This is a genomic window from Aliivibrio sp. S2TY2, from assembly GCF_028765525.1.
Lineage (GTDB): Bacteria > Pseudomonadota > Gammaproteobacteria > Enterobacterales > Vibrionaceae > Aliivibrio > Aliivibrio finisterrensis_A.
In genome coordinates this window covers 1-24,322 of record NZ_JARACS010000011.1, presented here as the reverse complement: position 1 = coordinate 24,322, position 24,322 = coordinate 1, and the positions used below count along the sequence as shown (strand labels likewise).

26 protein-coding genes and 1 other RNA gene are annotated in these 24,322 nt (G+C 36.5%); 12 read left to right on the top strand and 15 right to left on the bottom strand.

Annotated elements, in window-relative coordinates; all coding sequences use genetic code 11:
* Positions 1-82 precede the first annotated feature (82 nt).
* Complete coding sequence (locus PVK63_RS15350; RefSeq protein ID WP_130047788.1) at positions 83-1,609, bottom strand: hypothetical protein; 1,527 nt, start codon at positions 1,607-1,609, stop codon at positions 83-85.
* A gap of 112 nt (positions 1,610-1,721) precedes the next feature.
* Here PVK63_RS15350 and PVK63_RS15345 point away from each other — a divergent pair, with 112 nt between their 5' ends.
* The 3 genes from PVK63_RS15345 (at position 1,722) to PVK63_RS15335 (ending at position 5,206) form a co-directional block, all read left to right on the top strand.
* Positions 1,722-3,113 carry a hypothetical protein gene (locus PVK63_RS15345; RefSeq protein ID WP_130047789.1) on the top strand — a complete coding sequence of 464 codons (1,392 nt, stop codon included), beginning with the start codon at positions 1,722-1,724 and terminating at the stop codon, positions 3,111-3,113.
* Positions 3,114-3,443: 330 nt separating this feature from the next.
* Complete coding sequence (locus PVK63_RS15340) at positions 3,444-4,082, top strand: inovirus Gp2 family protein (RefSeq protein WP_130047790.1); 639 nt, start codon at positions 3,444-3,446, stop codon at positions 4,080-4,082.
* Between the two features lie 179 nt (positions 4,083-4,261).
* On the top strand, positions 4,262-5,206 hold the full coding sequence (locus PVK63_RS15335) for a DUF4339 domain-containing protein (RefSeq protein WP_130047791.1): 945 nt from the start codon (positions 4,262-4,264) through the stop codon (positions 5,204-5,206).
* A gap of 34 nt (positions 5,207-5,240) precedes the next feature.
* Here the strand turns inward: PVK63_RS15335 and PVK63_RS15330 are convergent, their stop codons facing one another.
* The 8 genes from PVK63_RS15330 to radC all read right to left on the bottom strand — a co-directional run bounded on the left by PVK63_RS15330 (position 5,241) and on the right by radC (position 9,561).
* A complete protein-coding gene (locus PVK63_RS15330) occupies positions 5,241-5,672 on the bottom strand; it encodes a hypothetical protein (RefSeq protein WP_130047792.1) in 432 nt (143 codons plus the stop codon).
* Positions 5,673-5,749: 77 nt separating this feature from the next.
* Entirely contained in the window at positions 5,750-6,106 is a 357-nt protein-coding gene (locus PVK63_RS15325; RefSeq protein ID WP_130045001.1) for a hypothetical protein, read from the bottom strand.
* Complete coding sequence (locus PVK63_RS15320; RefSeq protein ID WP_130047793.1) at positions 6,103-6,837, bottom strand: hypothetical protein; 735 nt, start codon at positions 6,835-6,837, stop codon at positions 6,103-6,105. The genes PVK63_RS15325 and PVK63_RS15320 overlap by 4 nt, the downstream gene beginning before the upstream one ends.
* Before the next feature lie 17 nt (positions 6,838-6,854).
* The gene (locus PVK63_RS15315) at positions 6,855-7,025 is read right to left on the bottom strand and encodes a hypothetical protein (RefSeq protein ID WP_165366878.1); all 171 of its coding nucleotides are present in this window, start codon (positions 7,023-7,025) and stop codon (positions 6,855-6,857) included.
* Positions 7,026-7,150: 125 nt separating this feature from the next.
* The gene (locus PVK63_RS15310) at positions 7,151-8,041 is read right to left on the bottom strand and encodes an LPD25 domain-containing protein (RefSeq protein WP_130047794.1); all 891 of its coding nucleotides are present in this window, start codon (positions 8,039-8,041) and stop codon (positions 7,151-7,153) included.
* A 77-nt stretch (positions 8,042-8,118) separates the two neighbouring features.
* Positions 8,119-8,586, bottom strand: coding sequence for a DUF2787 domain-containing protein (locus tag PVK63_RS15305; protein ID WP_130047795.1), 468 nt, complete (start codon positions 8,584-8,586; stop codon positions 8,119-8,121).
* Between the two features lie 64 nt (positions 8,587-8,650).
* Entirely contained in the window at positions 8,651-9,094 is a 444-nt protein-coding gene (locus tag PVK63_RS15300; protein WP_130047796.1) for a DUF2787 domain-containing protein, read from the bottom strand.
* Entirely contained in the window at positions 9,094-9,561 is a 468-nt protein-coding gene (radC, locus tag PVK63_RS15295; RefSeq protein WP_130047797.1) for a RadC family protein, read from the bottom strand. Before radC ends, PVK63_RS15300 begins: the two co-directional genes overlap by 1 nt.
* A gap of 170 nt (positions 9,562-9,731) precedes the next feature.
* Here radC and PVK63_RS15290 point away from each other — a divergent pair, with 170 nt between their 5' ends.
* The 6 genes from PVK63_RS15290 (at position 9,732) to PVK63_RS15265 (ending at position 16,562) form a co-directional block, all read left to right on the top strand.
* Complete coding sequence (locus PVK63_RS15290; protein WP_130047798.1) at positions 9,732-9,923, top strand: AlpA family transcriptional regulator; 192 nt, start codon at positions 9,732-9,734, stop codon at positions 9,921-9,923.
* Between the two features lie 90 nt (positions 9,924-10,013).
* On the top strand, positions 10,014-10,505 hold the full coding sequence (locus tag PVK63_RS15285; protein WP_130047799.1) for a ribonuclease HI: 492 nt from the start codon (positions 10,014-10,016) through the stop codon (positions 10,503-10,505).
* Between the two features lie 119 nt (positions 10,506-10,624).
* Positions 10,625-12,952 carry an ATP-binding protein gene (locus PVK63_RS15280; protein WP_130047800.1) on the top strand — a complete coding sequence of 776 codons (2,328 nt, stop codon included), beginning with the start codon at positions 10,625-10,627 and terminating at the stop codon, positions 12,950-12,952.
* Positions 12,936-14,012, top strand: a complete 1,077-nt coding sequence (locus PVK63_RS15275; RefSeq protein WP_130047801.1) for a hypothetical protein — start codon at positions 12,936-12,938, stop codon at positions 14,010-14,012. Before PVK63_RS15280 ends, PVK63_RS15275 begins: the two co-directional genes overlap by 17 nt.
* Positions 14,013-14,016: 4 nt before the next feature.
* Positions 14,017-14,742, top strand: coding sequence for a hypothetical protein (locus PVK63_RS15270; protein ID WP_130047802.1), 726 nt, complete (start codon positions 14,017-14,019; stop codon positions 14,740-14,742).
* The gene (locus PVK63_RS15265; protein ID WP_130047803.1) at positions 14,742-16,562 is read left to right on the top strand and encodes an Eco57I restriction-modification methylase domain-containing protein; all 1,821 of its coding nucleotides are present in this window, start codon (positions 14,742-14,744) and stop codon (positions 16,560-16,562) included. The genes PVK63_RS15270 and PVK63_RS15265 overlap by 1 nt, the downstream gene beginning before the upstream one ends.
* A 196-nt stretch (positions 16,563-16,758) precedes the next feature.
* Here the strand turns inward: PVK63_RS15265 and PVK63_RS15260 are convergent, their stop codons facing one another.
* The 3 genes from PVK63_RS15260 to smpB all read right to left on the bottom strand — a co-directional run bounded on the left by PVK63_RS15260 (position 16,759) and on the right by smpB (position 19,115).
* Positions 16,759-18,000: an integrase domain-containing protein gene (locus PVK63_RS15260; RefSeq protein ID WP_130045013.1), complete on the bottom strand. Its 1,242-nt coding sequence runs from the start codon at positions 17,998-18,000 to the stop codon at positions 16,759-16,761.
* Positions 18,001-18,189: 189 nt separating this feature from the next.
* Positions 18,190-18,556, bottom strand: a transfer-messenger RNA (tmRNA) gene (gene ssrA, locus PVK63_RS15255).
* 73 nt (positions 18,557-18,629) lie between these two features.
* Positions 18,630-19,115, bottom strand: a complete 486-nt coding sequence (smpB, locus tag PVK63_RS15250; protein ID WP_130047804.1) for an SsrA-binding protein SmpB — start codon at positions 19,113-19,115, stop codon at positions 18,630-18,632.
* Positions 19,116-19,216: 101 nt separating this feature from the next.
* Here smpB and PVK63_RS15245 point away from each other — a divergent pair, with 101 nt between their 5' ends.
* A complete protein-coding gene (locus PVK63_RS15245; protein ID WP_130087814.1) occupies positions 19,217-19,654 on the top strand; it encodes an SRPBCC family protein in 438 nt (145 codons plus the stop codon).
* Complete coding sequence (locus tag PVK63_RS15240; RefSeq protein WP_130045015.1) at positions 19,641-19,952, top strand: RnfH family protein; 312 nt, start codon at positions 19,641-19,643, stop codon at positions 19,950-19,952. Before PVK63_RS15245 ends, PVK63_RS15240 begins: the two co-directional genes overlap by 14 nt.
* A gap of 81 nt (positions 19,953-20,033) precedes the next feature.
* On the opposite strand, the gene bamE is transcribed toward PVK63_RS15240, so the two are convergent.
* The 3 genes from bamE to nadK form a co-directional block, all read right to left on the bottom strand.
* Positions 20,034-20,390 carry an outer membrane protein assembly factor BamE gene (gene bamE / locus PVK63_RS15235; protein ID WP_130087813.1) on the bottom strand — a complete coding sequence of 119 codons (357 nt, stop codon included), beginning with the start codon at positions 20,388-20,390 and terminating at the stop codon, positions 20,034-20,036.
* A gap of 229 nt (positions 20,391-20,619) precedes the next feature.
* Complete coding sequence (gene recN / locus PVK63_RS15230; protein ID WP_130087812.1) at positions 20,620-22,287, bottom strand: DNA repair protein RecN; 1,668 nt, start codon at positions 22,285-22,287, stop codon at positions 20,620-20,622.
* A 126-nt stretch (positions 22,288-22,413) separates the two neighbouring features.
* A complete protein-coding gene (gene nadK / locus PVK63_RS15225; protein ID WP_130047808.1) occupies positions 22,414-23,298 on the bottom strand; it encodes an NAD(+) kinase in 885 nt (294 codons plus the stop codon).
* 176 nt (positions 23,299-23,474) lie between these two features.
* On the opposite strand from nadK, the gene grpE reads away from it, so the two are divergent.
* A complete protein-coding gene (grpE, locus tag PVK63_RS15220) occupies positions 23,475-24,059 on the top strand; it encodes a nucleotide exchange factor GrpE (protein ID WP_130087811.1) in 585 nt (194 codons plus the stop codon).
* Positions 24,060-24,322: the final 263 nt, after the last annotated feature.

Genomic DNA, 24,322 nt, shown 5'->3' with positions numbered 1-24,322 from the left:
TTGGAATACGTTTTGGAATACATCAGGTGTTTTTGTTACCTTATTTGTGATTATCGATATCTAATTGTAGGTGTTATAAGGTCTAATTCATCTTAGAATCTATTGCTGGATCTATATACAGGAAATATGACTCTGGCTCAAACATTGAAATACCAATGTTAATTAATTCATCATTGGCTGTTAGAATTTGAATATCATTTGTTTTCACTTTTTCACTTTTCTTCATTATATCTCGTACTACTTTATCTACTTCAGTTAACGCTGAGTGCTTAGAGTTCGTTATTGAAAGAGTATTAGATAAATCACAGGAAGTCAGTCCTATTGTACTTAGAGACCATGGAACTAAAGCGAGGATATGATAATCTGTAAGTGTAATGGAAATACTTCCTGTGGAGAATGCACCATATGATTCTATTTCTGTGGAAACATCAATGGTATTGAAATATGAAGTCATTAATTGCTTGAAATGATTATTCATTGTGCTTAACGGTTTAAGCCATTTATCCCCTTTACTTTTATGAATAAGAGATTCGATATTTTCCCATTCATTTGCAATGTTGCATATTTGAACATCTGTTTGTAGATAGAACTTTAATAACTCATTGTAAATATTAGTGGCATGAGTAATTATTATTGCTTTAACCGATTCTGGTGCGTTGATGTTTTTTAACTCATCAATAATATTGCATTTATTTTTTGTTTCTTGCGATTTATTTACCCATTCAGTATGCCATTTTTTTGCATGTAATGCCTCTTCTTCAGATACGTCAATTTCATTTTTTTTAATCCAGCTTGATAATACTGTGTGAGATTTAGGGTCTATTTTATTATATTTGATTGTTTTATGTATTCTATTTATAGCATCAATTACAGTGTTAGCATTAGACTCAGTAAATGTCTTTGTTACGAGTTCTAATTTTAATGGAGCATCTATATTATGTTGCTCTTGAGGTATGATAAGGCCAGATAGCATAGACTCTAACTTCTCAAACCTAGCGTTAGTGTCATTGTTAAGAGCCTCTATCTTTGCAATTATCTGGCTTTCTACTTGTGCCTTATCTTCGATTTGTTCTGCTTGATGATTATTAGAAATAGACTCTATTTCTACAGGTGATTTAACACTTCTTTTTGGCACTTCTGCTCGTGCTTTCTTTCTCATTTCTTGTGTTATTTCTTTTCGGAGTTCTTTCTCTAATTCCTGTCTTATATCTTGATGTTCACCATATTCATTGTAAATTAAATCAAGAATTGTATCTTTGATTGTGGCTTTTTTACCTTCAAGTTCTTTAAGATCTTTTAGAGAGATTAACTTATCATACTCGTCACTTGTTAGTTCTATGTTAATCTGTTTGTGATTTTTACGTTGTTTAAGTTTCTTCCTCCAAGCAGACATTACATTTTTTCTGATCTTCTTATCGTGTTCAGTGCCACCTTGAAGTTTCTCAAAAAACAGCTCAAACAGTTCTTGTGATTTTGCTTCTCTAGTTCCTTTTATGTTAGGTATTGAAATATCAGATTTTAGCTTTCGAGTACTGTCTAGGAAGTACTCTGTTAACCATGCTCTATCACCTTTATCGTTCCAATCAAAGTCAGTTAGCGTGTTGTTCATTGTTGTATATCCCTTTTTAAAAAACTTATTTTAGGTATTATACAAGCCTTCCATGTTAACTAGTATCTATTAAAACTAGTACTTGATTATTTAGGTTTGACAGGGTGTATGTATGGATTTTAATTGTAATTTGATTGGTTATATATTGGCTGAAACGGAAGGGCTTAGCCCTGAAGGGCGTTTTTTGTTGCTGTGCTTGCTCTATGAGTACAGCATGGAAAGCAAAGAAATAGACATTTCAGTAGAACAGCTTGTTAGTAAGTATGGAGTGACAAGAACTGTTTGTTCGGAAGTATCGAAATTTTTGTCGTTACCTAAAAATAAATTAGCCAAAATAAGACGGTCAAAAGTACGGTGTTGTGAGTTTGATTCAGTCTCGTTAAGTAAGTTTAGTTCTGATTTTGATAACGGACAGTATGGCAATGTTCATCGTTTTACAGTTGTTGATTTGTTAACAAGGAAGTCTACGGTAGATGGTGTGAAAAATGAATGTGACTTGAGCGTGTCAAATCTCTTGCTCTTAATTATTCTATTAATCCACTCTGATTCTTCTGGTTCCGTTGAGGGGGTGAGTAAAACCAAAATTAGAAAAATGATGGGTGGGATATCTGCTGACCGTTTAAAATCTCAGTTAAAAACTTTAAATAAAGTTAAGTACATTCTTGTGGACAGTAGAGGGGGAACAGGGCGTAAATTATTTGGGAAAGTATCAAATAACTACGTATTGAATATAGGTAAGTTACAAGGGAAGGGGGAAATAGTAGAAAAAGAAATCGAGATTGAAAGTAACTCGGTGCTATATGATGTTAAGTTGATGACTAGGGACATGCAGCAAGTTATTCCATTTATTAAAAAATTAAAAGATGGTGAACGCAAGAGTTTGCTACATCTGTTTGGTGATGATGCAGATCGATATATGGATATAACTCGAATCCTCATCAATAAGTGTGAATGTCTTATTTCAATTATTCTTAAACAATATTGGGGTGAATTAGATGATTTAACAGTAGCAGATTGCCAATTTCTAGATGATCCAAGAATGAAAGCATTCTTAACTGCTAGAAGTCTTTTTTCTATGAAATATATTTATGATGTTAGAAAACCTAAAGATAAAGAAGAAAAAACACGATACTTAGAAGAGGTACTTGTGACAAATGATTCTTTTAATAAATTCTGCTTTGGGGGGGCTGAGATTAAAGATGATCTTATTATAGAGGCACATTACTTAATCGAATTCTTACTTACTCATTCGATAGCGATAGCCGTTAAGGTTAAGCATTTACTGATTTCTCATCCTAAATATGAAAATAATGAAATAAAGAATATTGCTATTGGTTTCGGCACTATTGTGATGAATGGAATAAACCGTAACTCTTATGACCTAGTGGTAAGCCTGAGAGATACTGAAGGGTATCGGATTTATTCAATATTAGCATTAGTATCAAAAAAAGAAGCTAGAAAGTATGACTGTAGGATTAATTTGACCACATGGAAGTGCACCTAACGTCAGAGTAAATTCATTTCTACTATCCTGTGAATGTCTAGGGTGTTTTTGATTAATGCCCTTAACATCCTTTAAGTAACAACATTCGTGTAGTGTTGGATATAATATTATATATATTCTTTATTACAGTATTCTCTTAACTATACATACTCTCTCATAAATACCATTGTTCTTTAGTAATACACACTAACCATACTACCTACTGATACCTCATTAGTAATCCTAACCAACACATACTCATTACTCATTTGATTAACGTTACTCCTTATCACCAATAAAAAATAATCTATTCAACTATTCCTTTGAGACTAACTTTGAAGGAATAACAACATGACTAATCAATCATATCCATACTCACTGTATAACCAAGGCGAAGGCTTAAATTATCAATACCTAACTACTTTAGATAATACTGTTCAGGATATGCTAGACGACTACACAAGAGTCTTTGCATTAAGAGTAGATTTACACTTACCAGATAATGAGCTAATCAATCAGTCTAGATTAATGACTCGTTTTATTAGTTCACTTAAAGCACAACTCAAAGCCTATGAATCAAAGCGTAGCAAGCTAGGTACTCGTATTTACCCTAATACCCTACGTTATGTATGGGCGAGAGAAATAGGCACAGAGAACGAACTAGAGCACTACCATTTACTATTGCTGTTTAACAAAGACGCTTATCACTTATTAGGCCATTATCGTGTAGTAGGAACATTAGCGAATCGAATACAGCAAGCGTGGTTTAGTGCATTAGGTGAAGCGGTAGCGAGTGAATCAGGATTAGTACACTTCCCTAAGAATGGTAGTTATTACATTGATGGTAAGTCACCTTATTATGAAGACCAGCTAGATAGCTTAATGTATAGAGCCAGTTACTTGTGTAAGAGACAAACCAAAGTCATTTCATCTAGAGTACGGTCATTTGGTGCTAGTCCTCGTATCGTCGTAAAAAGGGCTTTTAGTTAATAATATATTATCTAAATCATTAGGAAGCGTAGCGATCTTCCTTAGTCCCATATCACTTTGTTTCTGCGTTACTTATCACAAAACAAATCATTACTCATATTACTAATACGGTATGAGACACTTAATGCCCCTACGGATTGTACGTTTCTCTTTTATTGTTATTACGTTAGGTAAATAAAATGAGTGAACAAGCAATATGGTTCTATGAATCGAAAGGTAAAAGGGAAGGGAGTATATCCACCACTGAGATAATTGAATTGATTACTCAAGGGGTTATTCATCAAGGAACTCAAGTATGGAAAAAAGGAATGACAGAATGGGTAACACTAGAAGAAAGTGAATTAGCTCAATACCTAGAAGATGTGCCACCACCACTAAGCAACAATGATGTACCACCACCGTTACAAACAGTGCTAACCCCTAAGTCTAATGAAGAAAGTTTTAGTACTAAGCTTGGGGGTATTTGGCGTTTTATCTATGCGCCTACCTTTGCAGCCATTGCAACGTATCTTGTATCTTATTTGATTGAGGGAAGTAGTAGGCAAGCATTTGGGTTATGGTCAACATCGGGTATGGCTGTAATTTCGTTATTAATTATCCTTACTGCATGGGCAGAAGACTTATGGCGATTTAAGAAGTCAGCCAGTTACACTGGCTGGTCTTGGTGGTGGTTATTTGCCCCTTGTTATATTCATGACCGTATGGGTAAGCAATGGAAGTGGACAATAGGGCTAATCGTTTTATCGTTAGTTTGTAACCTAATAGCGTCTGCGGCTATTGCATTACATGGTGATGGGTACTTTGATGATAATGACTCATATAGCTACCAGCCACAATCTAACGCTCAAGTAGGTGGGATGGATTTGAATACCATCGAGTTAGAAACGTATCTGAACACCACGAATACTGACGCAGCAATGACAGGGCATATTAGTGTTGTCATGCTTGATGATGTTACTTATCGAATTTCTTACTCTAATCTGTGCGGCTCTAATGGATGTGACTACAGCTACCTTAAATCAGCGCAAGATGGGGGTTACTGTTATGTTCAAGGTAATAATGATGCAGAAGGTATGGCAGCAACGCAGTGTAGTTCTGAGTCATTTAGATTGACATATAACTAAAAAAAAGAGGAGCTAAACCTCCTCTCGTTGATATCTAGGCAGGGAGCTTTTTAGCTCTCTGTTTTCTCATAATAAGAATAATGATTAATGCTGCTGCGTATTGAAACTTAAGGATTAGTGCACAGCCTATGATTATTGATACAAAGAAAATTGAAAAATAACGAGCCACTAATTTTGCCAATACTCCTGAGTCTTTTGATGCATTCCAAATGCCACGTAAAGTAACGTAAGCATAAACAGGCCAAACAGACAGTACCGTAGTGAGTGCCGAATTAACTTGATACTCTAAGGTACTTGTATTGAGTTTATCCATGAAGAACCAAATACTAATCCCATACAGCAATACGCTACCTAGAACCCCAAATCCCCAGAATGTTGCCTTTAGGCTAAATGCCCCTTTTGTTATTGGTAAATTGTTAATCTGATTTATGAATAATGCGAAAAGAATTAAAACGGCAAATGACATGATGAATAACTCCAATTGAAAATAAAACAGCACACCTCCTTTGAAGTGTGCCGTTGGTTTTTTGGTGATAGTTTGAATTAGTTAAATGTCCACGTCCAATCACCTTGATTACTTTGAACAGTAATTTCACGAACGTCACATTGATACGTTAATGCGTAAGCATTAGTGCTTTGTCCATAATTCAGTGCAACAGGGTAACGAGGGCGTGGTTTGTTTTGGATTAGTTGCAAGCGTGTTTGAGCCAGCTTCACGTCACAGTTACCACGGTTCATTACAATACCTGTCACCTTTAGATTATTAGCAAGAGCCGTTACTTTAATGTTGTGTTGAGCTGGAAGTGTTTCTACTGAAATATCCATAGGTGCAGACTCAGCTAATGCTTGAGTTGTAAAGGTACTTGCGATTAGTGCCAGTGTGATAAGTGTCTTTTTCATGGTGTTTCTTCCTTAATGGTATTGGTTATATTATTTTTCCAATGCGTTTTCACATTGAAGGTGGATGGGTATTCAAAGGTGAACGTTGATACGCTCACGGTGTTGATGTGTTCAATGGCTATGACTTGAGTTTCTAATTGCTCATTGATGTATTGCCCTATGACTAATTCAATTTGTGAGTGGTGGTGAATTAATCCTAGCGGCATGACATACAAGGCTGCGGTTTCATACAGATGCAAGGTAAGCCAGTGATTGTGATAAAGAGCCGTGTTTATTTTTTGAAAGTTATCCTCATGGGTTTGGCGTGGTAATTGACTGCTTATCTTTTTAAGCCATTGTCTTTCTTTAGTGGTACTCGCTATTGAAGACAGGGAGCGTCGAGCATCTTCAAATCGATTCTGTAATGCCTTTAAAAGACTCGCTGGTGTTAGGTGAATTAAATGCTCATTCGCTAACTGAAAGATAAGTGCGTCTCTTGGTGGTATGGTGTGGTGGTGTAATCTGTTTTGATAACCATAAGGTTTGCTGCGGTCATCTTTTTCAATCAAGTTAAGATCCACTAATATATTGAGATTGCGCTGTATGGTGCGCGTATCACGATGTATATCCCTTTCAATTAATTGGTTTCTAATCTCTCTGGTGGTGGTCTTAAAGTGATGAGGAACGAGCTGATATATCTCAAACACAACAGATAAGTGATCTTGAGTACTAAAGCGTGTTTGTTTAGTCATGGGTAAATGCTCAGTGATTACTGATTATCTGAATTAGCAATGAGGGTAATGTCATCAAGGGTATAACCACGTCTGAGTAGTTCATCCGTAGCTATCTCTTTGGTTTGTCTAGATGTGCTGGTTTTTATTAATTCAAATAGCTCATGAATGAGTTTGGTTTGGATGGTGTTTCGATTGATGGCTGGCATAGTGATGACTCAAATAATGACGTCCCTAGAGTGTAAATAGCCATTGGGCATCAAGCGTCCAATGCAGTTTTAAGCGATGAAATAATAGAGGAGGCCGTTTAGCCTCCTCATTGTTTTTATGCTTTTCATTCAGGAATACTCATCTCTCCCAATGGCACGTACTGTGATTTACTGCGATACGTTCCAAAGGTGATTTTCTCCACGCACCAACCATGATAAAGATAATCCACATTCGTTAAGCCAGAGCCTTGCCCTATACCGTAGTTATTACGATGCTCACAGCTTTGCTCTTTGTCGTTTAGAAATACCGTATCAGGGTAATTCAAACAGGCTTTACGTAACTCTGGAAATAATCGTCTGGTATGGGTAGACCACGCTAAAATAATAGTGCGAAGGGTTTTAGTATGATGCTCTCCTGAATACGGCTCACTGCGTTCTTTATCGTATTCGGTGTAAGTGGCTACGATCACGCCTTTCGCCCATTCAGGGATCACTAGAGTCGCTTGAAATGCCTTTTCATTGGCTTGATGGGCTTGCCATTCTTTTTCTTCTTGCTCACGTTTGGCTTGCTCTTTATCTCGCTCTTGTTGCTTGGCAAGTTCAGTGGCTTTGATGGTTTGAATTCGAGCGACAGTCACAAACTCGATATCAAAACGATAGGTTCTAATAAGAGAGATTAATTGCTGATGTTCAGCATCATTACGTAACCACGGCTTATCCGCATCGAGGTGATGTTTTTGATGGTATTCAAGCGTACTAAGACAATGGTCAGCAAAGCCTGTGTCATTGCCACCACAACCTAAATCTAATCGACATTGGTGTTCATCCCCATTTTCAAATGTCACCGTCACATTGGTTTTGTCGTAACCGCCTAATGGGTTTTGTTTAGCAACGTTCAATGCTTTATGTTCAAAGTCCATAAAGTCATACAACTGACCTTCATTGAATTCGTTAGATTCAGACCAATTGACTAAGACAGAAAATGGATTAAGGGTGGGTGTTATTTGTTTATTCATGAGTTAGTTATCCTGATTTTTAGGCATAAAAAAACCGCAACCAAAAGGCTGCGGCATGATGTGTGATTGAGTGCTGATTAAGATAGGTTGATTTCTATTTCGTCATACATCCCCATAGAGGCATAAGCCAGAAAGTTACCTTCCCATAAGCGGTATAGTTCAGCGGCATTCGCATTGTTTTTAATGGATGAGTAATCCCTTAAGTAGCTGGCAAACCATTCCCCACTTAGAAAATCAAAATCTAATTCTTTGACTAACTCAGGGTAATGATTACCCACAAAGGCAAAGTCAGTGATGTAGGCGTAGTGCCATGTGTTATCGGCTTCTTTGGTTAGTGCAATCTCAACAGGGTGAAAGCCACCGTTTTCAGCACTGTAGCTTTTATCTCGAAAGTTAAAGGTGACGCTGTTTGTTTCCTCTAAGCCAGAATGCAATTCAGGACGTTGATTCAATGCATCAATAAGGCACTGGTTCAGCTTGTTTGATACTGGCAACAACGTAGGAATAAGAGTAGTGGTGGTAATGATGGTTTGTAATTCAGACACGGTGTGCCCTCCTATGATTGAAATAAGATAATGGATTGGTAAAACAAATTAAGGTTGGAGCAGATTAAATGCGTATCTCGTTAGCCGAGATATCATCGAAATGTTGATTTCTGAGTTGACGACAAAAGGCGAGTGCCCATGAGGTAAATAGGTCGATGACTTGCGGCCTTGCAAGCTCACAGCCTTGAATGTCAGGTTGATAGAACCAACCACGCTTAAAGTTAAAATACAGCTCAGGTGCAACGTTTGGGCTGTGTTCATCGGGATAAGCAAAGCTAGCAATAAACACTAATTTCCAAATGTGACGATTATCTTCGTCTCGCTCAAAGCGCATTTCTACAGGGTGCAATCCCTCACGTCGATGGTAATAGCTGGTGTCTCGAAAGTTCACTGAAAGTCGGTTGATGTCAGTACGAAGGGAAAAACTATCAAGTACCACTTCAAGATGACGATGCAAATTTTTCGGTAAGGCTAGGTATTTACCATGAACGACTACTTCTCTTTTCATTAGATAAGCCCTCGCTCTGCAAAAGAGACACAAGGCGAGCCAACCACCACATGATCAAGCACTCGAATATCTAGCAGGTTTAATGCGTCCACTAATTTAGTGGTAATGCGTTTATCGCTTCCTGATGGTTCAGCAATACCTGAAGGGTGGTTGTGCGCAAATATCACCGCAGCGGCATTGGCTTGTAATGCAGCCTTGGCGACTTCACGAGGATACACGCTGGCAGAATCCACCGTTCCATAGAACAGCTCTTGATAGCTAATCAGTTGATGTTGGTTATCTAAAAACAGCACAGCAAACACTTCACGCTCTTGGTGGCCTAATTTCATCGATAGGTAGTGCTTGGTGTGCTCAGGGTTAGTGAATGACTGCTCACGTTTGTATTGGTGTTCAAGTAACTCAGCGGCTTTCTCAAAGACTTGTAAGGCCGTCATAGGGGCAGTAGTGACGTAATCGGTTGAATGCATAATGGAACTCCTTGAAAGAATAGATAGGTATATACAAGGAGGTAATATGTGATTGAAATTATTTGGAAACGTGGTGGATAGAGGTAGGAGAGATAAAGGGAAGCATACCCAAAATAAAAAAGTATTTTGGAGAGGAATCTTTTGAACTTATAACTCAAAGGATAACCATCATGCGTTTTTTAAAACTAAAAGAAGTCATGGCATTAACGGCATTAAGTCGTTCAAGCATTTACAAATTCATGGAAGAAAGCCGATTTCCTAAAAGCGTGTCGTTAGGTGATAGAGCCGTAGCATGGGTAGAAAGCGAAGTTGAAGAATGGATGTACGAACGCCTAAGCCAGCGTGATGAGAAACAAGCCTAAGCAATCCTCCCCAAGAGCAAATCCACCACACTTAAGAATTAATTAAGGCTGGTCTACTAAGGCCAGCAAATCCAAATAAGGAAGAACCTCATGAGCACAAATACTTACTCAATTTACGTCGATGGCGCAGCACCAAACAATCAAGGCGGTTGTATGAAAGGCGGTATCGGTATTGCGGTATATGATGAAGATAATGATTTAATCGATTCATACTCAATCACGGTCAATAGAGCAACAGACAATGCAGAGCTAGAACTTATGGCATTAGTCGAAGGATTAGAATATGCCGCTGATGGCGACATCATTTACTCAGACAGTGAGTTCTGTGTAAAAGGTTATAACGAATGGCTTGATGGTTGGAAAGCGAAAGGATGGCGTAAAGCAAACAAAAAGCCAGTGGCTTATCGTCATTTATGGCAACAAGTGGATGAACTACGTAGAGAGAAGTATGTAGAGGTAGTAAAAGTGAAGGCGCACAGTGGTATTGAAGGGAATGAAGAGGCCGATTCTTTAGCATCAATGGCGGCATGTAGTGATAAAATTTCTGCAGGAAAGGTGTTAATAAATCAAAAGACTATTTAGAATTAGAGCGTATGATTGATACTTTACAAAAAGGCCACGTAGCCTGACATTCAATAAATGGCTAAGTAATTATTAAAAATCACAATACTCTGACTAATAAATCGCATGGAAATATAGAAATGGAAGATAAATTGAATACTCTTAGTGAGCTGAAATCTCAACTAACAACACATTTAAAAAGCGATGAACTTGATCACGGTTTAGTTTTAAAGCTTAGTCATGAAATTGCTGCATTAGAAGAAGGGAAAGTGAGGTTTTCTATAGATGCAGGAGTGATCGATAGATTGGGCCAAGAACTAGTTGCTAGGCAAGAAACTGCAGTATCCGAGCTAGTAAAAAATTCCTTTGATGCTGATGCAGAGTTAGTTACTTTAACTTTTAAAGATTCTGATTCAATAGGTGGAACTCTCATTCTTGATGATGATGGTGATGGTATGACTCGTGATGAATTAGTTAACGGATTTATGAGGATATCTTCGACATCAAAAATTCATAATCCTATATCGAGAACATTCAAAAGACAACGTGCAGGTCAAAAAGGTATAGGTCGCTTTTCAGTTCAAAGGCTTGGCTTAAGTCTAACTATTATCACTCAAGTTGCGGATTCTGATTTTGCATTAGTCCTTAAAATTAATTGGGATGATTATCAAAAAGATTCCAATTTGTTAACTATTGCAAATGAACTTGAAGTTACGAAAAAAGTGAAACACAAGGGAACTCAACTAGTTATTACAGGGCTTCGAGACAAGTGGAGTAAAGCCGCTATTCGTCGAGTTTATCGCTATGTATCTAATATTATTCAACCCTTCTCTTTAGCTGATGTTGTTACAACAGAAAATAGCTACAAGGGTAATATTGACCCAGGATTTAAAGCTTTATTTTCTAAGCAAGACGGAAACTCTCGTCCTATTAAGGTAGCAGACCAAGAAGTCATGATTTATGATCATGCGGTAGCAGAGATACATGGACAAATAGATGGAAGTGGAATTGGCGTTTATACCGTAGATAGTAAAAAATTAGATATCAATGAAATTGGTGAAATTGGTAATGATCAAGAGGATTCAAGTGTCCCTTTTAGTAAACTTAAAAATGTAAGATTCAAAGCTTATTATTATATTTATGATGGGGACTTACTACCAAAAATGCATTCGACAAGTATTCGAAAGCTAGCTCAACGTGAAGGCGGTATTAAGTTATATCGTAATGGGTTTAGGGTATTACCTTATGCGGAACCTGGTAATGATTGGTTAGATTTAGATCGGTCAGTAAGAAGACGAACAATTCTTCCACAGCATGCTAATATAAATTTCTTTGGTTTTGTAGAAATTAAAGATCCTGATAATTTTTTCAATGAAACGTCTAGTCGAGAAGGGATAATTGAAAATGAAGCATTTATTCAATTAAGAAACTTTGTTCATAGAACTATACTTGCCGGTGTGTTGAAAGTAGCAGCAGTTAGGAACATAAAACAAACACCTTCTCAAGTTAAAGATGACAATGGGAATTATGAAGAGATAAGCGTTAAAATTAAGAATATAGCAAAGACAATTGAAGAGCTAGAACGTGAATTTGAAGAAGATAGTGGTGGAAGTAAGAAAAGAGGAAAGCGTAAAACTAAGGTAATTAAAGACGCAATTGAAGAGCTGGATGCTTTGCATAAGTCAGAATTAAAAAAGACAATTAAAGAACGTTCAATGTTGAGAGTTTTAAGTAGTGTAGGTTTAACCGTATCTCAATTTATCCATGAAATTAAACACCATATGGATCATATTAAAAGTGACATTTCTTTTCTTATAAGTGAATTAGAAGGAAATAAAGTAGCACTTGAACGACTTACAATCTTGGACTCTAATTTCGAATCATTTACTAATTATACCTCTTATTTTAATGACGTTGTCTCACAAAATATAATTCGAGATATTCGACCTCAAAATATGCTTAAAATATTAAAAAGCTTTGTTAATTCAATGAGGGCGGATGCTTCTAAATCAGGAATCGAGTTATTACCACCCAAGTTTAGTAAAGATTGGCTATACACCAAATCAATGCATCCTTCTGAATGGTCGTCTGTGCTGTTTAATTTTTATACTAATTCTAAGAAGGCTATTCAAAGAGCAAAATCAAATGGGAAGATATTCATTGAGTGTGGTGAAGAAAATGATTTAATTTTTTTAGAGTTTTCAGATAATGGTGATGGAATTGAACTTGGTGAAGAAGAAAAAATATTTGATGAATTCTACACAACCACAAGTGTCGGTTCATTGTCAGAATTAGATCATAATACTGAAATTTTAGGGACAGGATTGGGATTGAAAATTACCAAGGATATTATTAAAGGATACCGTGGGAACATACGTGTAGTTTCAGCGAAAAGTGACTTTTCAACCTGTATTCGCATTGAAATTGGAAAAGCAACAGATAAGGAGTTAGATGAGCATGGTATATAAAGTTGTTTACATAGAAGATCAAGATGCAGAATCTGTTATTCATGATTTATCACAGTGTGATTTAGAAGTAGTTCATTGCCACCCTGGTACATTTAAAGAAACTATAACAAAAGTAGATAGCCATAAGCCTGATTTAATATTAATGGACTTTAGGCTAATGCAAGGTGGTGGGGAAGTTAATGCACCAGCAATTGCTCAATATTATAGAAGCTTATCTATCGATAACCCTAGCTTATGCTTGCCTGTGGTTTTATTGTCAAACGATACTAAAATTCATGGATTTTATGATGATTTTACCAGTCATGATCTCTTTGATTTTTTTATAATTAAAGAGAATTTATCAGAAAATAAAGAAAAATATTCACTTTTAATGAAGGAGCATATTGAGTCTTATAAGTTTATTTCAACTTTACAGGCTAGAGAAGAAGATTTAACAGAATTATTAAAAGTTCCTAAGAAGCTAGAACTAGACATAGATCCTCGTATTAAAGAAACTTTAAGAAATAAGAAGTATAAATCCAATATTTATATGGCTTCAAAATTTATTTTTAATAATGTGGTTAAGTCTATAGGTGTATTAATTGGAGAAGATGTTCTTTCTGCACGACTTGGGATTGATAAGTCTTCAGAAAGTTGGGATGAGCTTTGTAGCCAACTTAAAGAGTGTGAATATACAGGTATTTATTCTGGTTCATATAGACGATGGTGGGCTGATGGAATTGAAGTTTGGTGGAATGAAACCATTGAAGAATCGAATCATCTTAGACGGTTTAACTCTGAAGAAAAATTGACAGTTATTTGTAGTAAACTTCCTGGACTTAAACTTAAAAAAGTGGAAGGAGATTTAAACACTAAAACAGATAATTTTTGGACTATCTGTCAATGCAGCCTGCTACCCGTAGATCCTAGCGAGGCTTTTGAGATTCAAGCAGACTTAACATTAATGCCCTGGTTAGATACACAATATTATTCTTATGAAAGTGTTAGAGATTATGATTTAAATGATCAATTAACAGATATTGAAAAATCGCGCTATAAAGATATAGCTAGAGGAATTTAGCCAAATGGAATGGAATAGAGCTAAATATGTAAATGATCTGTCACAATTTTCAGCATTGGTAAAGAGATATGATACAGATAGAATTTTTAAAAATTTAGATAGTATTTTAAGTGTTGCTCAAGGAAAGTTAAATGGTGCTCAAGGAAATATATTATCAGTTGAAGCAAATGGAATAGAACTTATTCTAAAGAAAAGAATTGCAGGGACAATCCCATCTGATCTTCAATCTGTTACAATTTTTTTTGAATCTAAAAGTGAGTTTGATTTATCTATAGATATAGATGTGAAAGATAGAATTCTTGATACATATAATTTTCAAATAGGAGTTAAAGGTATTAATAGTAAAGGAGAGCATCATAACGCTTGGCATCTTGATAGAGATATTCGTATGCCTAATTCAGGAAGGCCTAGATATGATCATCCTCTATATCATTTTCAACCAGGGGGAAATAAGTTAGAAGGTAAAGATATAATGGGGGCGGTATTTATCGGTGCTCCAAGATTACCACACCCTCCAATGGATGTTATTTTAGGTGTGCATTTTATTTTAAGGAATTTCTGTAGTACGAAAGACTATCCGTTTTTTGATAAGTTATTTGCTAAGCCCGATTATCAAGATATTGTTAAAAGAGCGAAGGAAAGAATGTTTATTCCTTATTTTAAAGCCTTCTCTGAAGGTTGTACTCATGAAGATTATACAATGAAAAATGTATTTCCAATGGCTGTTTAATGAAGAAAGAAATTTTTAATTTTTTGAAGTCATACTCCTGTGGCACACTGGAAACTAATAGACTGATTGTGTCATCATTTATGATGGCTAATAAACTGGATGTTCCTAGAAATAAACTAATTTGTTCTTTATTCATTAATAAGGATGATTCTGATTTTGAACAACTTATAGAGTTTAACAATAGACATCAAATATCAACAATAGAAGATTTAATTACAGCATTTGAATTTGTTATTTCACCAGAGGAAAAGGTAGTTACTGGTGCAATATACACGCCTATAAAAATCAGAGAGTTTATAGTTACTAATGTACTATCTCAATTTCTCCCCGATAAGCCTAGCGTATGCGATATCGCTTGCGGTTGTGGTGGTTTCTTATACACGTCCACAGAGACTCTTAAAGAAAATTTAGATATAACATATAAAGAAATTTTTGAAACTCTCATCTTTGGGGTTGACTTGATGGACTATTCTATCTTGCGAACTCAAATATTATTATCTTTACAAGCTATTATTGGAGGAGAAGATGAAGAAGAGTTTCGTTTTAATTTATATGTGGGAAATTCGTTAGATTTTGATTTTAATGATGTGGTAAGTAACTTTAGCGGCTTTTCTGCGATAGTTGGTAATCCACCTTACGTTTGCTCTAGAAATCTAGATACGGTATCAAAAAGCCTGTTAAAAAAATGGGAAGTGTCTTCAACTGGACATCCTGATTTATATATCCCGTTTTTTGAAATAGCTTTAAGTTTTCTGAAGGAATCAGGGTTCTTAGGCTATATAACAATGAACTCTTTCTTTAAAAGCTTAAACGGAAGAGCATTAAGAGCTTATTTCAGCAGAAATATGTTTAAAATGAGAATTCTAGATTTTGGAGGTGTTCAAGTTTTTGATTCTCGTTCTACATATACTTGTATTTGCTTGATTCAGAATAACCCTACTGGCCATATATCTTATAAAAAAGTCACTTCTATTGATAAACTTAGTTTTAAAAACCTAAGTAAATTGACATACCAAAAGCTAGATGATCATAATGGATGGAATTTTCAGTCATATAAGATTATTAATAAAATAGAATCTATAGGAACTCCTTTTTATAAAGTATTTAATACAAGTAGTGGGATAGCAACATTAAAGAACAATGTCTTTATAATTGATTATATTAATGAGGATGAAAAATATTATTACTTATCAGGAGATGAAAAGGTAGAGAAGTCAGTATGTGTAGATATTATAAATCCAAATAAATTTATAAGAACAAATGATATCGATAAGATAAAAAAGAAAATAATATTTCCATATATATATGTTGATAATAGGGCTTCTATAATTTCTGAAAGTGAATTTAAAAAGAAATATAAATTTACATATAAATACCTTAAGACTCATGAAAAAGATTTATTATCAAGAGATAAAGGGAAAGGAATTTATCCTGAATGGTATGCTTTCGGTAGGACTCAAGGTCTAGATAAAAGAAAATACAAATTATTTTTTCCTCATATTACTCCAGTAATACCAAATTTTGTTTTGACTGATGATGATTCCCTTTTATTTAGAAATGGAATGTCTTTAATTAGTGATGATAAAAATTCAATGCTATTGGCTCAAAAGATTATGAAATCTAATCTATTTTGGTTTTATATAGAGAACACAAGCAAACCATATGGATCAAACTATTATTCACTAAGCCGAAATTATATAAAATCTTTTGGTATTTATGATTTTAGCGAAGAGCAAAAGGAATATATTATAAACGAGAATGATCAAGAGAAAGTTAATGAATTCTTAGAGGAATTATATGGAGTGCATATCCCTATTTAACTAGGTAGACTAAGTATATTATTACACACTCGTCTTTTCCGTTAGAAAGGCTAGTGTATATATTATGATTTTTAGATTCTGCTTACTTTTCGATTAGATATGTATATATCGTATAATTATAAGTAAAAATAACTAAGTTGAAATTCCTTTTCTTATTATCTAGATAATAAGAAAAGGAAGCTGGCGTTTATGGCTTTTATCCAACTAAAGATAAACACTTCATTCCTGATATAGATAAGCTTCCTTTCGATGCTTCCTCAATATGACCACTCCACCATGCCATCATCGATATTCTTCGGTCAAGATAATCAGTACGGTTATAAGCCGCACGTACTTGGCTGTCATCAACGTGGGCAAGAGCCGCTTCAATTAGGTCTGATTCAAAGCCTTGCTCGTTTAGCGTAGTGCTGGCTACTGAACGTAATCCATGACTTACTAATCTGCCAGCAAATCCCATGCGTTTTAATGCCATATTAGCAGTTTGGCTATTTGATGGTTTTAATGGTGCTCTATCTGAAGGGAATACAAACTCTCTATGAGCACTAATAGGCTTCATTACTTCAAGTAAAGAAAGAGCTTGAGCAGTTAAAGGTATACGATGTTCTCTACGCTTTTTCATTCTCTCTGGTGGAATTGTCCAAATTCCTTTCTCTAAATCTACTTCTTCCCAACGTGTTCCAGCCGCTTCTGATGGTCGAGTCATAGTATGAAGTTGCCATTCAATTAAACAACGAGTAGTACGCTTAATTGAAGCATTAGCAATGGCTATCATAAGTTCTGGTAACTCATCAGGCTTAAGAGCTGCCATGTTTTCTTTTTTGGGTTTCTTAAAAGCAGCTTTAATCCCAGCAAGAGGGTTAGCATGAATAAGCCCACAGTTTACTGAATAGGTCATGATCTCATTTAGTCGTTGAGTCAGTCGCTTAACTGTTTCTAAACTTCCTTTCGCTTCAATTGGTCGAAGTAATTCAATAATCATTGGTGCTGTAATTTGAGATACAGGTGTACTTTTAAGTATAGGGAATATGTGTAGCTCTAAAGATCTCCATACGTCTTGAGCATAATCTACAGTGATGTCATCTTTTTTACGCTCAAACCATTCAGTAGCAACATTGAAAAAAGTATGTTCATGGATTATCTGATCTTGGTGTTTTTTCTCATCACGATGTTCTTTAGGATCTATCCCTTGAGCAACTAACTCTCTTGCTGACACTGTTAGCTTTCTGGCATTCGCAAGACTAAGTGAAGGGTAAGAACCTAGCCCCATATTCAATCGTTTTTTAGTTTGAGGATGAATGTAGTTGAAGTTCCATAGTTTAGAACCGTTAGTACGAATTCGTAATTGAAGACCTTCACCATCAGAGAGGACATAATCTTTCTCTCGTTCTTTTGCATTATCAATTTGTTTATTATTTAAGCGAGTTGTCTTTAATGCCATGGTAAATCCCTCAATTATGTATTCCACAGATCTCTATTATAGACTTGGAATACATAAAGGAATACATGAAATGATGGAAGTAACTGGACATTATTGGACGCTAAAATGATGCAATGCAACGTAAGTTATTGATTTTTGGTTTATTTAGATACAAAAAAAGACGCCCGAGGACGTCTTTAAATGTGTATTTGGTGGAGCTGGGGGGATTTGAACCCCCGTCCGAAAACCGTTCACCGTTGGCGCTACATGTTTAGTCGATCTTTAATTTCACCGTAAAACTGCGAACCGACACGCTATCTTATGGCTAACCTGAATTATAATTCGAACTTCATCTCTCAGGTGGGAGAATCCATTCTAGTTCGTTTGGGTTTGATCCCCTGTTATTCCCCGTCTTACAAACGGAAGCTAGGGCAGGAGAGCTCTGAGCAGGTTATTAAGCTGCTAGTGCGTAGTTTTCGTCGTTTGCGACTATTTTTTTGCGGCTTTTTACGTGGCCAACCGCCCCACGACATGCTCCTCGGGTTTCAAAATTCCCGTCGAATCCTGAATCAGCCCCAAAGTTTTGTTACCAGATGATACTAACAGAAAAACAGCGTCTGTCTAGTTAGTATCAATCTAACTGGTTGAAATTAACGCAAACTACTCTTCATAATTCGTGCTTTATCTCGATTCCAGTCTTTTTCTTTTGAATCTGTACGTTTATCGTGCAGTTTTTTACCTTTAGCTACGCCAACTTTGATTTTCGCCCAAGAGCGAACCCAGTACATTGTTGTTGCTACTAACGTCATACCTTCACGGTTTACACGACCAATAAGGTTGTCGATTTCTTTGCGGCTCATTAGTAATTTACGAATACGAGTTGGATTCGCTACAACATGAGTCGATGCCGCTTGTAGTGGAGTGATGTTCATACCACTAATAAAAATTTCACCATCACGAACATAAACGTAACTTTCCGCGATATTTACTTTACCAGAACGAAGAGATTTAACTTCCCAGCCTTGGAGTTCGATTCCAGCTTCGATTTCATCATCAATGAAATATTCGTGGCGAGCTTGCTTGTTCATAGCAATGGTATTACTGCCCGCTTTATCTTTAGATTTTTTCTTTGCCATAATGCCCACATTATACGTTATTAGTTGAGAGTTGGGGAAGTAGTTTGGCTCTTAACATCAAGATGGTATGATGCTTACCTCTATAATGTAAAGGATAATTTATGCCACAGGTTAGCCGATCTGCATTAGTGCCGTTTAGCGCAAAGCAGATGTACGATTTAGTCAACGATGTTGCGTCATACCCTCAATTTTTACCAGGATGCTCAGGATCTAAAATCATTGAACAATCAGAGCATGCGATGGTGGCTTCTGTTGATGTCGCTAAAGCAGGGATAAAGAAAACATTTACGACAAAGAATACCTTGGTTGACTCAGAAGTGATCGGCATGAACTTAGTTGATGGTCCTTTTAAGTCATTGACTGGCGGTTGGCACTTTATGGCGTTAGATGAAACAGCATGTAAAGTTGAATTGAAATTAGATTTTGAGTTCTCAAATGCGTTAGTTGCAATGGCGTTTGGTAAAGTATTTCAAGAGCTAACGAATAATATGGTGAATTCATTTACTCAAAGAGCGAAGCAGGTTTATGTCAGTAATTAATGAGATGATCCACGTTGAAGTGGTTTACGCACTACCAACGGAGCAAGTGGTTTTTAAGCTTGCTGTAAAAGCAGAACAAACCGTAGAAGAGATCATTAGGCAATCTGGTGTATTAGAGCGTTATTCTGAGATCGATTTAAAAGTGAATAAAGTTGGTGTCTTTAGTCGTAACGTAAAATTGGACGCAACGATTAGAGATAAAGATCGCATTGAAATTTATCGTCCATTATTGGCTGATCCAAAAGAAATTCGTCGAAAAAGAGCGGAACAAGCAAAGAAAGCGGCGGCGAAAAAATAGTTTATTGATCCAATATAGATAATAAAAAACCGGAGACCGTTAAACGATGTCCGGTTTTTTTGTTTTTAACGTCTTAAAAAATTAGATTTTCTCGAAGAAGCTATCGCTCATAGGGAAATCACCGTCGATATTTGTCAGGTTCCCGTTATCGTCAAAATAAGCGATCATGTTTTTTTGAATCGCGTTTTCATGGCCATGAGTGAAGTGATAAATGTAATACCATGTGTTTGGGTAGCCTGATTCGACAAGCATTGGCGAGCCCATAACAAACTGCACTTGTTGTTTTGTCATTCCAAATCGCAGTTTGTCGACGGCTTCCTGCTCGACGTAATTACCTTGGGCAATATCGATTCGATATACCAATGGTTCTAATAGCGAGCAACCACCCAGAAGCCCAACAGCAAGGGGTAGAGCAATGATCCATTTTTTGAATTGCATAGTCTGTACAGCTTTAGCCTTTAAATAATGAAAGAGATGATAAACAAGCTAGCCTAAGAAGTAAAAAGGTTAAGCGTGTTCTGAGTGTGTTTTGACCCTAAACTTTGAATCTAGTTGCATTGAACGTATGAATTTTATCAGTTATCACTAATGAAAAAGCCAATATCAAATCATGATATTGGCTTTATTTTTGTGAACAAGGATGATCCGTCATGTTCTGCGATTAGTATTACGCGGCACTTAGCAGATCTTTCGCATTGGCTAAGGTATGAGAGGTAATTCTGGTTCCACCTAATAGCCTTGCTAATTCTTTAATACGTTCTTCTGTGCTTAGTGCTCGCATTTGAGTTTCCGTTTTACCTGAGTTGGTGTGCTTAGCAACAAACAGTTGATTGTGACCACAACCTGCAACTTGAGGTAAATGGGTAACACATAATACTTGGGTAGATTCACCTAAAGTACGTAGCATTTTCCCAACAACTGCTGCGGTTGGTCCGCTAATACCCACATCAACTTCATCGAAAATAAGACTTGGGGTATCCACTTTTTGAGCCGTGATCACTTGAATAGCTAATGAAATACGTGATAACTCACCACCAGAGGCGACTTTGGCAATAGGGTGTAATGGCTGCCCTGGGTTGGTTGAGACTTTAAAGCATAAGGTATCAATCCCAAGCGGTGAGATTTTACTTACTGCATCACTTTCAATTTGAATATCAAATACTGCTTTTTCCATGCTTAATGTTTGCATGCTTTCGGTAATTTTATTATTCAATTCTTTAGCATAACGCTGACGGCTTTTTGTTAGTTTATGCGCAGCTTCTAAGAAGTGTAGCTTCAGTTCTTCTACTTCTTGTTCGCGTTGTTCGCGTTTCTCATCAGAGCAATCAAGGCGATCATATTCAGCCAAAAGCTGCTGATGGTGTTCATATAATTCTTCAGCAAGTACGTGGTGTTTTTTAGCCATAGACATTACTCGGCTAAAACGCTCTTCTACAAAAGCGATTTGCTCGGGATCAACATCAATATTATCTAAATAGTTTTTGATCTCATGATTGGCTTCTTCAACTTGGATCATTGCCTCATTAAGCATATCTGATAATGGGGCAAGTTTAGGATCAAGTTGCCCTAATTGTTGGATATGATTATTTGCATATTGCAGTAACTGAAGTGCATTAACTTCATCACTTTCGTATAGAACTGAAACTGCTTGCTGACAACAGTCAACCAATTCGCCAGAGTTAGAGAGCCTTGTATGATCTTCTTCTAGCTGGACGAATTCTTCTTCGCCTAATGCCAGTCCGTTTAGCTCTTTGATTTGGTATTCGATCAGTTGTTTTTGCGCTTCGTTTTGCTGACTGTGCTTGATCATTTGCTTTAATGCGTTGTCAGCTTGACGCCATGCTTGATAACGGCTGCGCGTTTTGTTTAATAGAGAGACGTGACCTGCATACTGATCCAACATATTTAATTGGTATTCAGGTTTCATTAGTTCGTGATGAGCATGTTGACCGTGAATGTTGATCAATAAATGGCCCAATGTTTTTAACTGTGCAGCAGGAACAGGGCTACCATTGATAAAGCCACGAGAGCGGCCTTCTTTGGTGATGACACGGCGTAAAATACATTCATTACCGTCATAGAGTTCATTATCTTCTAACCATCGCTTAGCGTTAAGATTATTCTCTAATGTGAAAAGGACGGTGATCTCTGCCTTTTCCTCTCCTTGACGAACCATTGACGCTTCAGCGCGATCGCCTAAACATAATCCAAGGGCGTCAATAGCAATAGATTTACCAGCACCAGTCTCACCTGTAATAGTGGTCATGCCCTTGGTTAAATCCAATTCTAACGATTTTACGATTGCGAAATGAGTAATTTTAATATGTGCCAACATAAGCCATTCTCTGCGAAATTTAAACACTAAAAACACTGTATAAAGAAACAGTATATACTGTTTCTTTATACAGTAAAGTGAATTTAAATTTTTTGTGAGTGGCTTATCTTTTATTAATCGATAACACTAGAACAGTTTACTAGACCAACCTAGTTTATTTCTAAGTACATGATAGTAGCTATAATCTTTCGGATGAATGAGTTTTAGCTTATTTGGACTTTGATAAATATGGACCTCGTCTCCCGGGCTTACAGGTAGAGATACCTGTCCATCACAGCTGACTTCAAGTGCACTGCGATTCTCAGGGGAGATGAAAAGTTTAATATGACGTCTTCCTTCAACCACCAGTGGGCGGCTTGAAAGTGTATGTGGGAACATAGGGACAATAGAGATAGCGTTTAGGTTTGGTGACAGAATTGGACCGCCACCAGAGAGTGAATAAGCGGTTGACCCTGTTGGTGTCGAAATAATGAGACCATCTGAACGCTGAGAGAAAGCAAAGCTATCATCAATATAGACTTCAAATTCGATCATATGTGCGACTTGACCTGGGTGAAGCACCACCTCATTAAAGGCGGAGTTGTGACTCTTTACCTGGCCGTGACGATGTACTTCCGCTTCGAGTAAGAAACGTTCTTCTTTAACGAATTCACCATTGAGAACTGCGGTTAATGGCTCTTCAAAATTATCAGGATCTAGATCGGTTAAGAAACCAAGGTTCCCACGATTCACACCGATAACTGAAATATCAAAACGAGATAACACTCGAGCAGCCCCAAGCATATTACCGTCACCACCAACAACAATAGCGAGATCCGCTTTTTCTCCTAAAACCAATAAATGTTTGAAGCATTCATCAGGAATATCGGGCAAAGCTTCACGTAGGCGATCATCTAATAATACTGAGTAATTTAGCTTAGTTAGCCAAGTATAGAGTGCTAAATGGGTTTTTATTGCACTTGGATCTCTTGGCTTACCAATAATGGCGATAACGTTAAAATGTGTTTTCATATCTATCATCCATCATGAAATGGGGAACAAATGTTACAATTCGTACTATTATGCTTGAATCGCTTTATTTAGTCCCCATAATAATGACAAAGTTTTAATTTGCGTATAGAGCGACGCCTTGGTTTGTATTAAGATCGCTTTATATAGCTAGTCATCAGCATTCTGGAGAAGCAGTAATGAGTAACGAAGAAAATAAAGTAAATGAAGAAGCAGTAGTGGAAGAGCATGTTGAAGCAGTAGGCTCAGAAGCAGATGTTGAGTGGAATGAAACGGCTGAAGAAAGCCAAGAAGCAAAAATTGCTGAATTAGAAGCGGCATTACTTGCTAGCCAAGCGCAGCTTAAAGATCAGCAAGATGCAGTATTACGAGCTAAAGCAGAAGAGCAAAATGTACGTCGTCGTGCAGAAGGCGATATTGATAAAGCGCGTAAATTTGCTTTGAAAAAATTTGCCGGTGAATTGCTTCCTGTTATTGATAACTTAGAGCGTGCATTAGAAAGTGGTGATAAAGAAAGTGAAGCGGCTAAAGCATTGCTTGAGGGTGTAGAGCTAACTCTACAAACATTTATCTCTACCATTGAAAAATTTGGTTTAACGGTAATTAATCCTGTAGGTGAAGCGTTTAACCCAGAGCTTCATCAAGCAATAGGTATGCAAGCAAGCCCAGATCACGAATCAAATACTGTTATGATCGTGATGCAAAAAGGCTACACATTAAATGAACAAGTATTACGTCCAGCGATGGTAATGGTTGCTCAATAATTGCAGTTGTATTAAACAATCTAGCGATTAAATTATAAGCGGTGTCAGTGATGATGCCGCTTTTTTATTGTTTTGGAAAAAAAATACAGTTTTTTTTATTGTTTCCCTTGAATTGTGATTTAGCGCCCTTATTTATTACTCATAGAATGAATTATGGGATTAAGTCCCAACCTTTACTCAAGTTGTTTTGGGTGAGTTTAAATAGATAAATTGGAGATAACCTGATGGGTAAGATCATTGGTATTGACTTAGGTACAACTAAC

Coding starts and splice junctions, on each gene's coding strand:
- PVK63_RS15280 (WP_130047800.1), top strand. CDS start 10,625: ATGGAAGATAAATTGAATACTCTTAGTGAGCTGAAATCTCAACTAACA.
- PVK63_RS15290 (WP_130047798.1), top strand. CDS start 9,732: ATGCGTTTTTTAAAACTAAAAGAAGTCATGGCATTAACGGCATTAAGT.
- PVK63_RS15275 (WP_130047801.1), top strand. CDS start 12,936: ATGAGCATGGTATATAAAGTTGTTTACATAGAAGATCAAGATGCAGAA.
- radC (WP_130047797.1), bottom strand. CDS start 9,561: ATGCATTCAACCGATTACGTCACTACTGCCCCTATGACGGCCTTACAA.
- bamE (WP_130087813.1), bottom strand. CDS start 20,390: ATGCAATTCAAAAAATGGATCATTGCTCTACCCCTTGCTGTTGGGCTT.
- nadK (WP_130047808.1), bottom strand. CDS start 23,298: ATGAAAACACATTTTAACGTTATCGCCATTATTGGTAAGCCAAGAGAT.
- PVK63_RS15265 (WP_130047803.1), top strand. CDS start 14,742: ATGAAGAAAGAAATTTTTAATTTTTTGAAGTCATACTCCTGTGGCACA.
- PVK63_RS15330 (WP_130047792.1), bottom strand. CDS start 5,672: ATGTCATTTGCCGTTTTAATTCTTTTCGCATTATTCATAAATCAGATT.
- PVK63_RS15335 (WP_130047791.1), top strand. CDS start 4,262: ATGAGTGAACAAGCAATATGGTTCTATGAATCGAAAGGTAAAAGGGAA.
- PVK63_RS15310 (WP_130047794.1), bottom strand. CDS start 8,041: ATGAATAAACAAATAACACCCACCCTTAATCCATTTTCTGTCTTAGTC.
- PVK63_RS15300 (WP_130047796.1), bottom strand. CDS start 9,094: ATGAAAAGAGAAGTAGTCGTTCATGGTAAATACCTAGCCTTACCGAAA.
- grpE (WP_130087811.1), top strand. CDS start 23,475: ATGAGTAACGAAGAAAATAAAGTAAATGAAGAAGCAGTAGTGGAAGAG.
- PVK63_RS15350 (WP_130047788.1), bottom strand. CDS start 1,609: ATGAACAACACGCTAACTGACTTTGATTGGAACGATAAAGGTGATAGA.
- PVK63_RS15285 (WP_130047799.1), top strand. CDS start 10,014: ATGAGCACAAATACTTACTCAATTTACGTCGATGGCGCAGCACCAAAC.
- recN (WP_130087812.1), bottom strand. CDS start 22,287: ATGTTGGCACATATTAAAATTACTCATTTCGCAATCGTAAAATCGTTA.
- smpB (WP_130047804.1), bottom strand. CDS start 19,115: ATGGCAAAGAAAAAATCTAAAGATAAAGCGGGCAGTAATACCATTGCT.
- PVK63_RS15240 (WP_130045015.1), top strand. CDS start 19,641: ATGTCAGTAATTAATGAGATGATCCACGTTGAAGTGGTTTACGCACTA.
- PVK63_RS15325 (WP_130045001.1), bottom strand. CDS start 6,106: ATGAAAAAGACACTTATCACACTGGCACTAATCGCAAGTACCTTTACA.
- PVK63_RS15320 (WP_130047793.1), bottom strand. CDS start 6,837: ATGACTAAACAAACACGCTTTAGTACTCAAGATCACTTATCTGTTGTG.
- PVK63_RS15260 (WP_130045013.1), bottom strand. CDS start 18,000: ATGGCATTAAAGACAACTCGCTTAAATAATAAACAAATTGATAATGCA.
- PVK63_RS15245 (WP_130087814.1), top strand. CDS start 19,217: ATGCCACAGGTTAGCCGATCTGCATTAGTGCCGTTTAGCGCAAAGCAG.
- PVK63_RS15315 (WP_165366878.1), bottom strand. CDS start 7,025: ATGCCAGCCATCAATCGAAACACCATCCAAACCAAACTCATTCATGAG.
- PVK63_RS15270 (WP_130047802.1), top strand. CDS start 14,017: ATGGAATGGAATAGAGCTAAATATGTAAATGATCTGTCACAATTTTCA.
- PVK63_RS15340 (WP_130047790.1), top strand. CDS start 3,444: ATGACTAATCAATCATATCCATACTCACTGTATAACCAAGGCGAAGGC.
- PVK63_RS15345 (WP_130047789.1), top strand. CDS start 1,722: ATGGATTTTAATTGTAATTTGATTGGTTATATATTGGCTGAAACGGAA.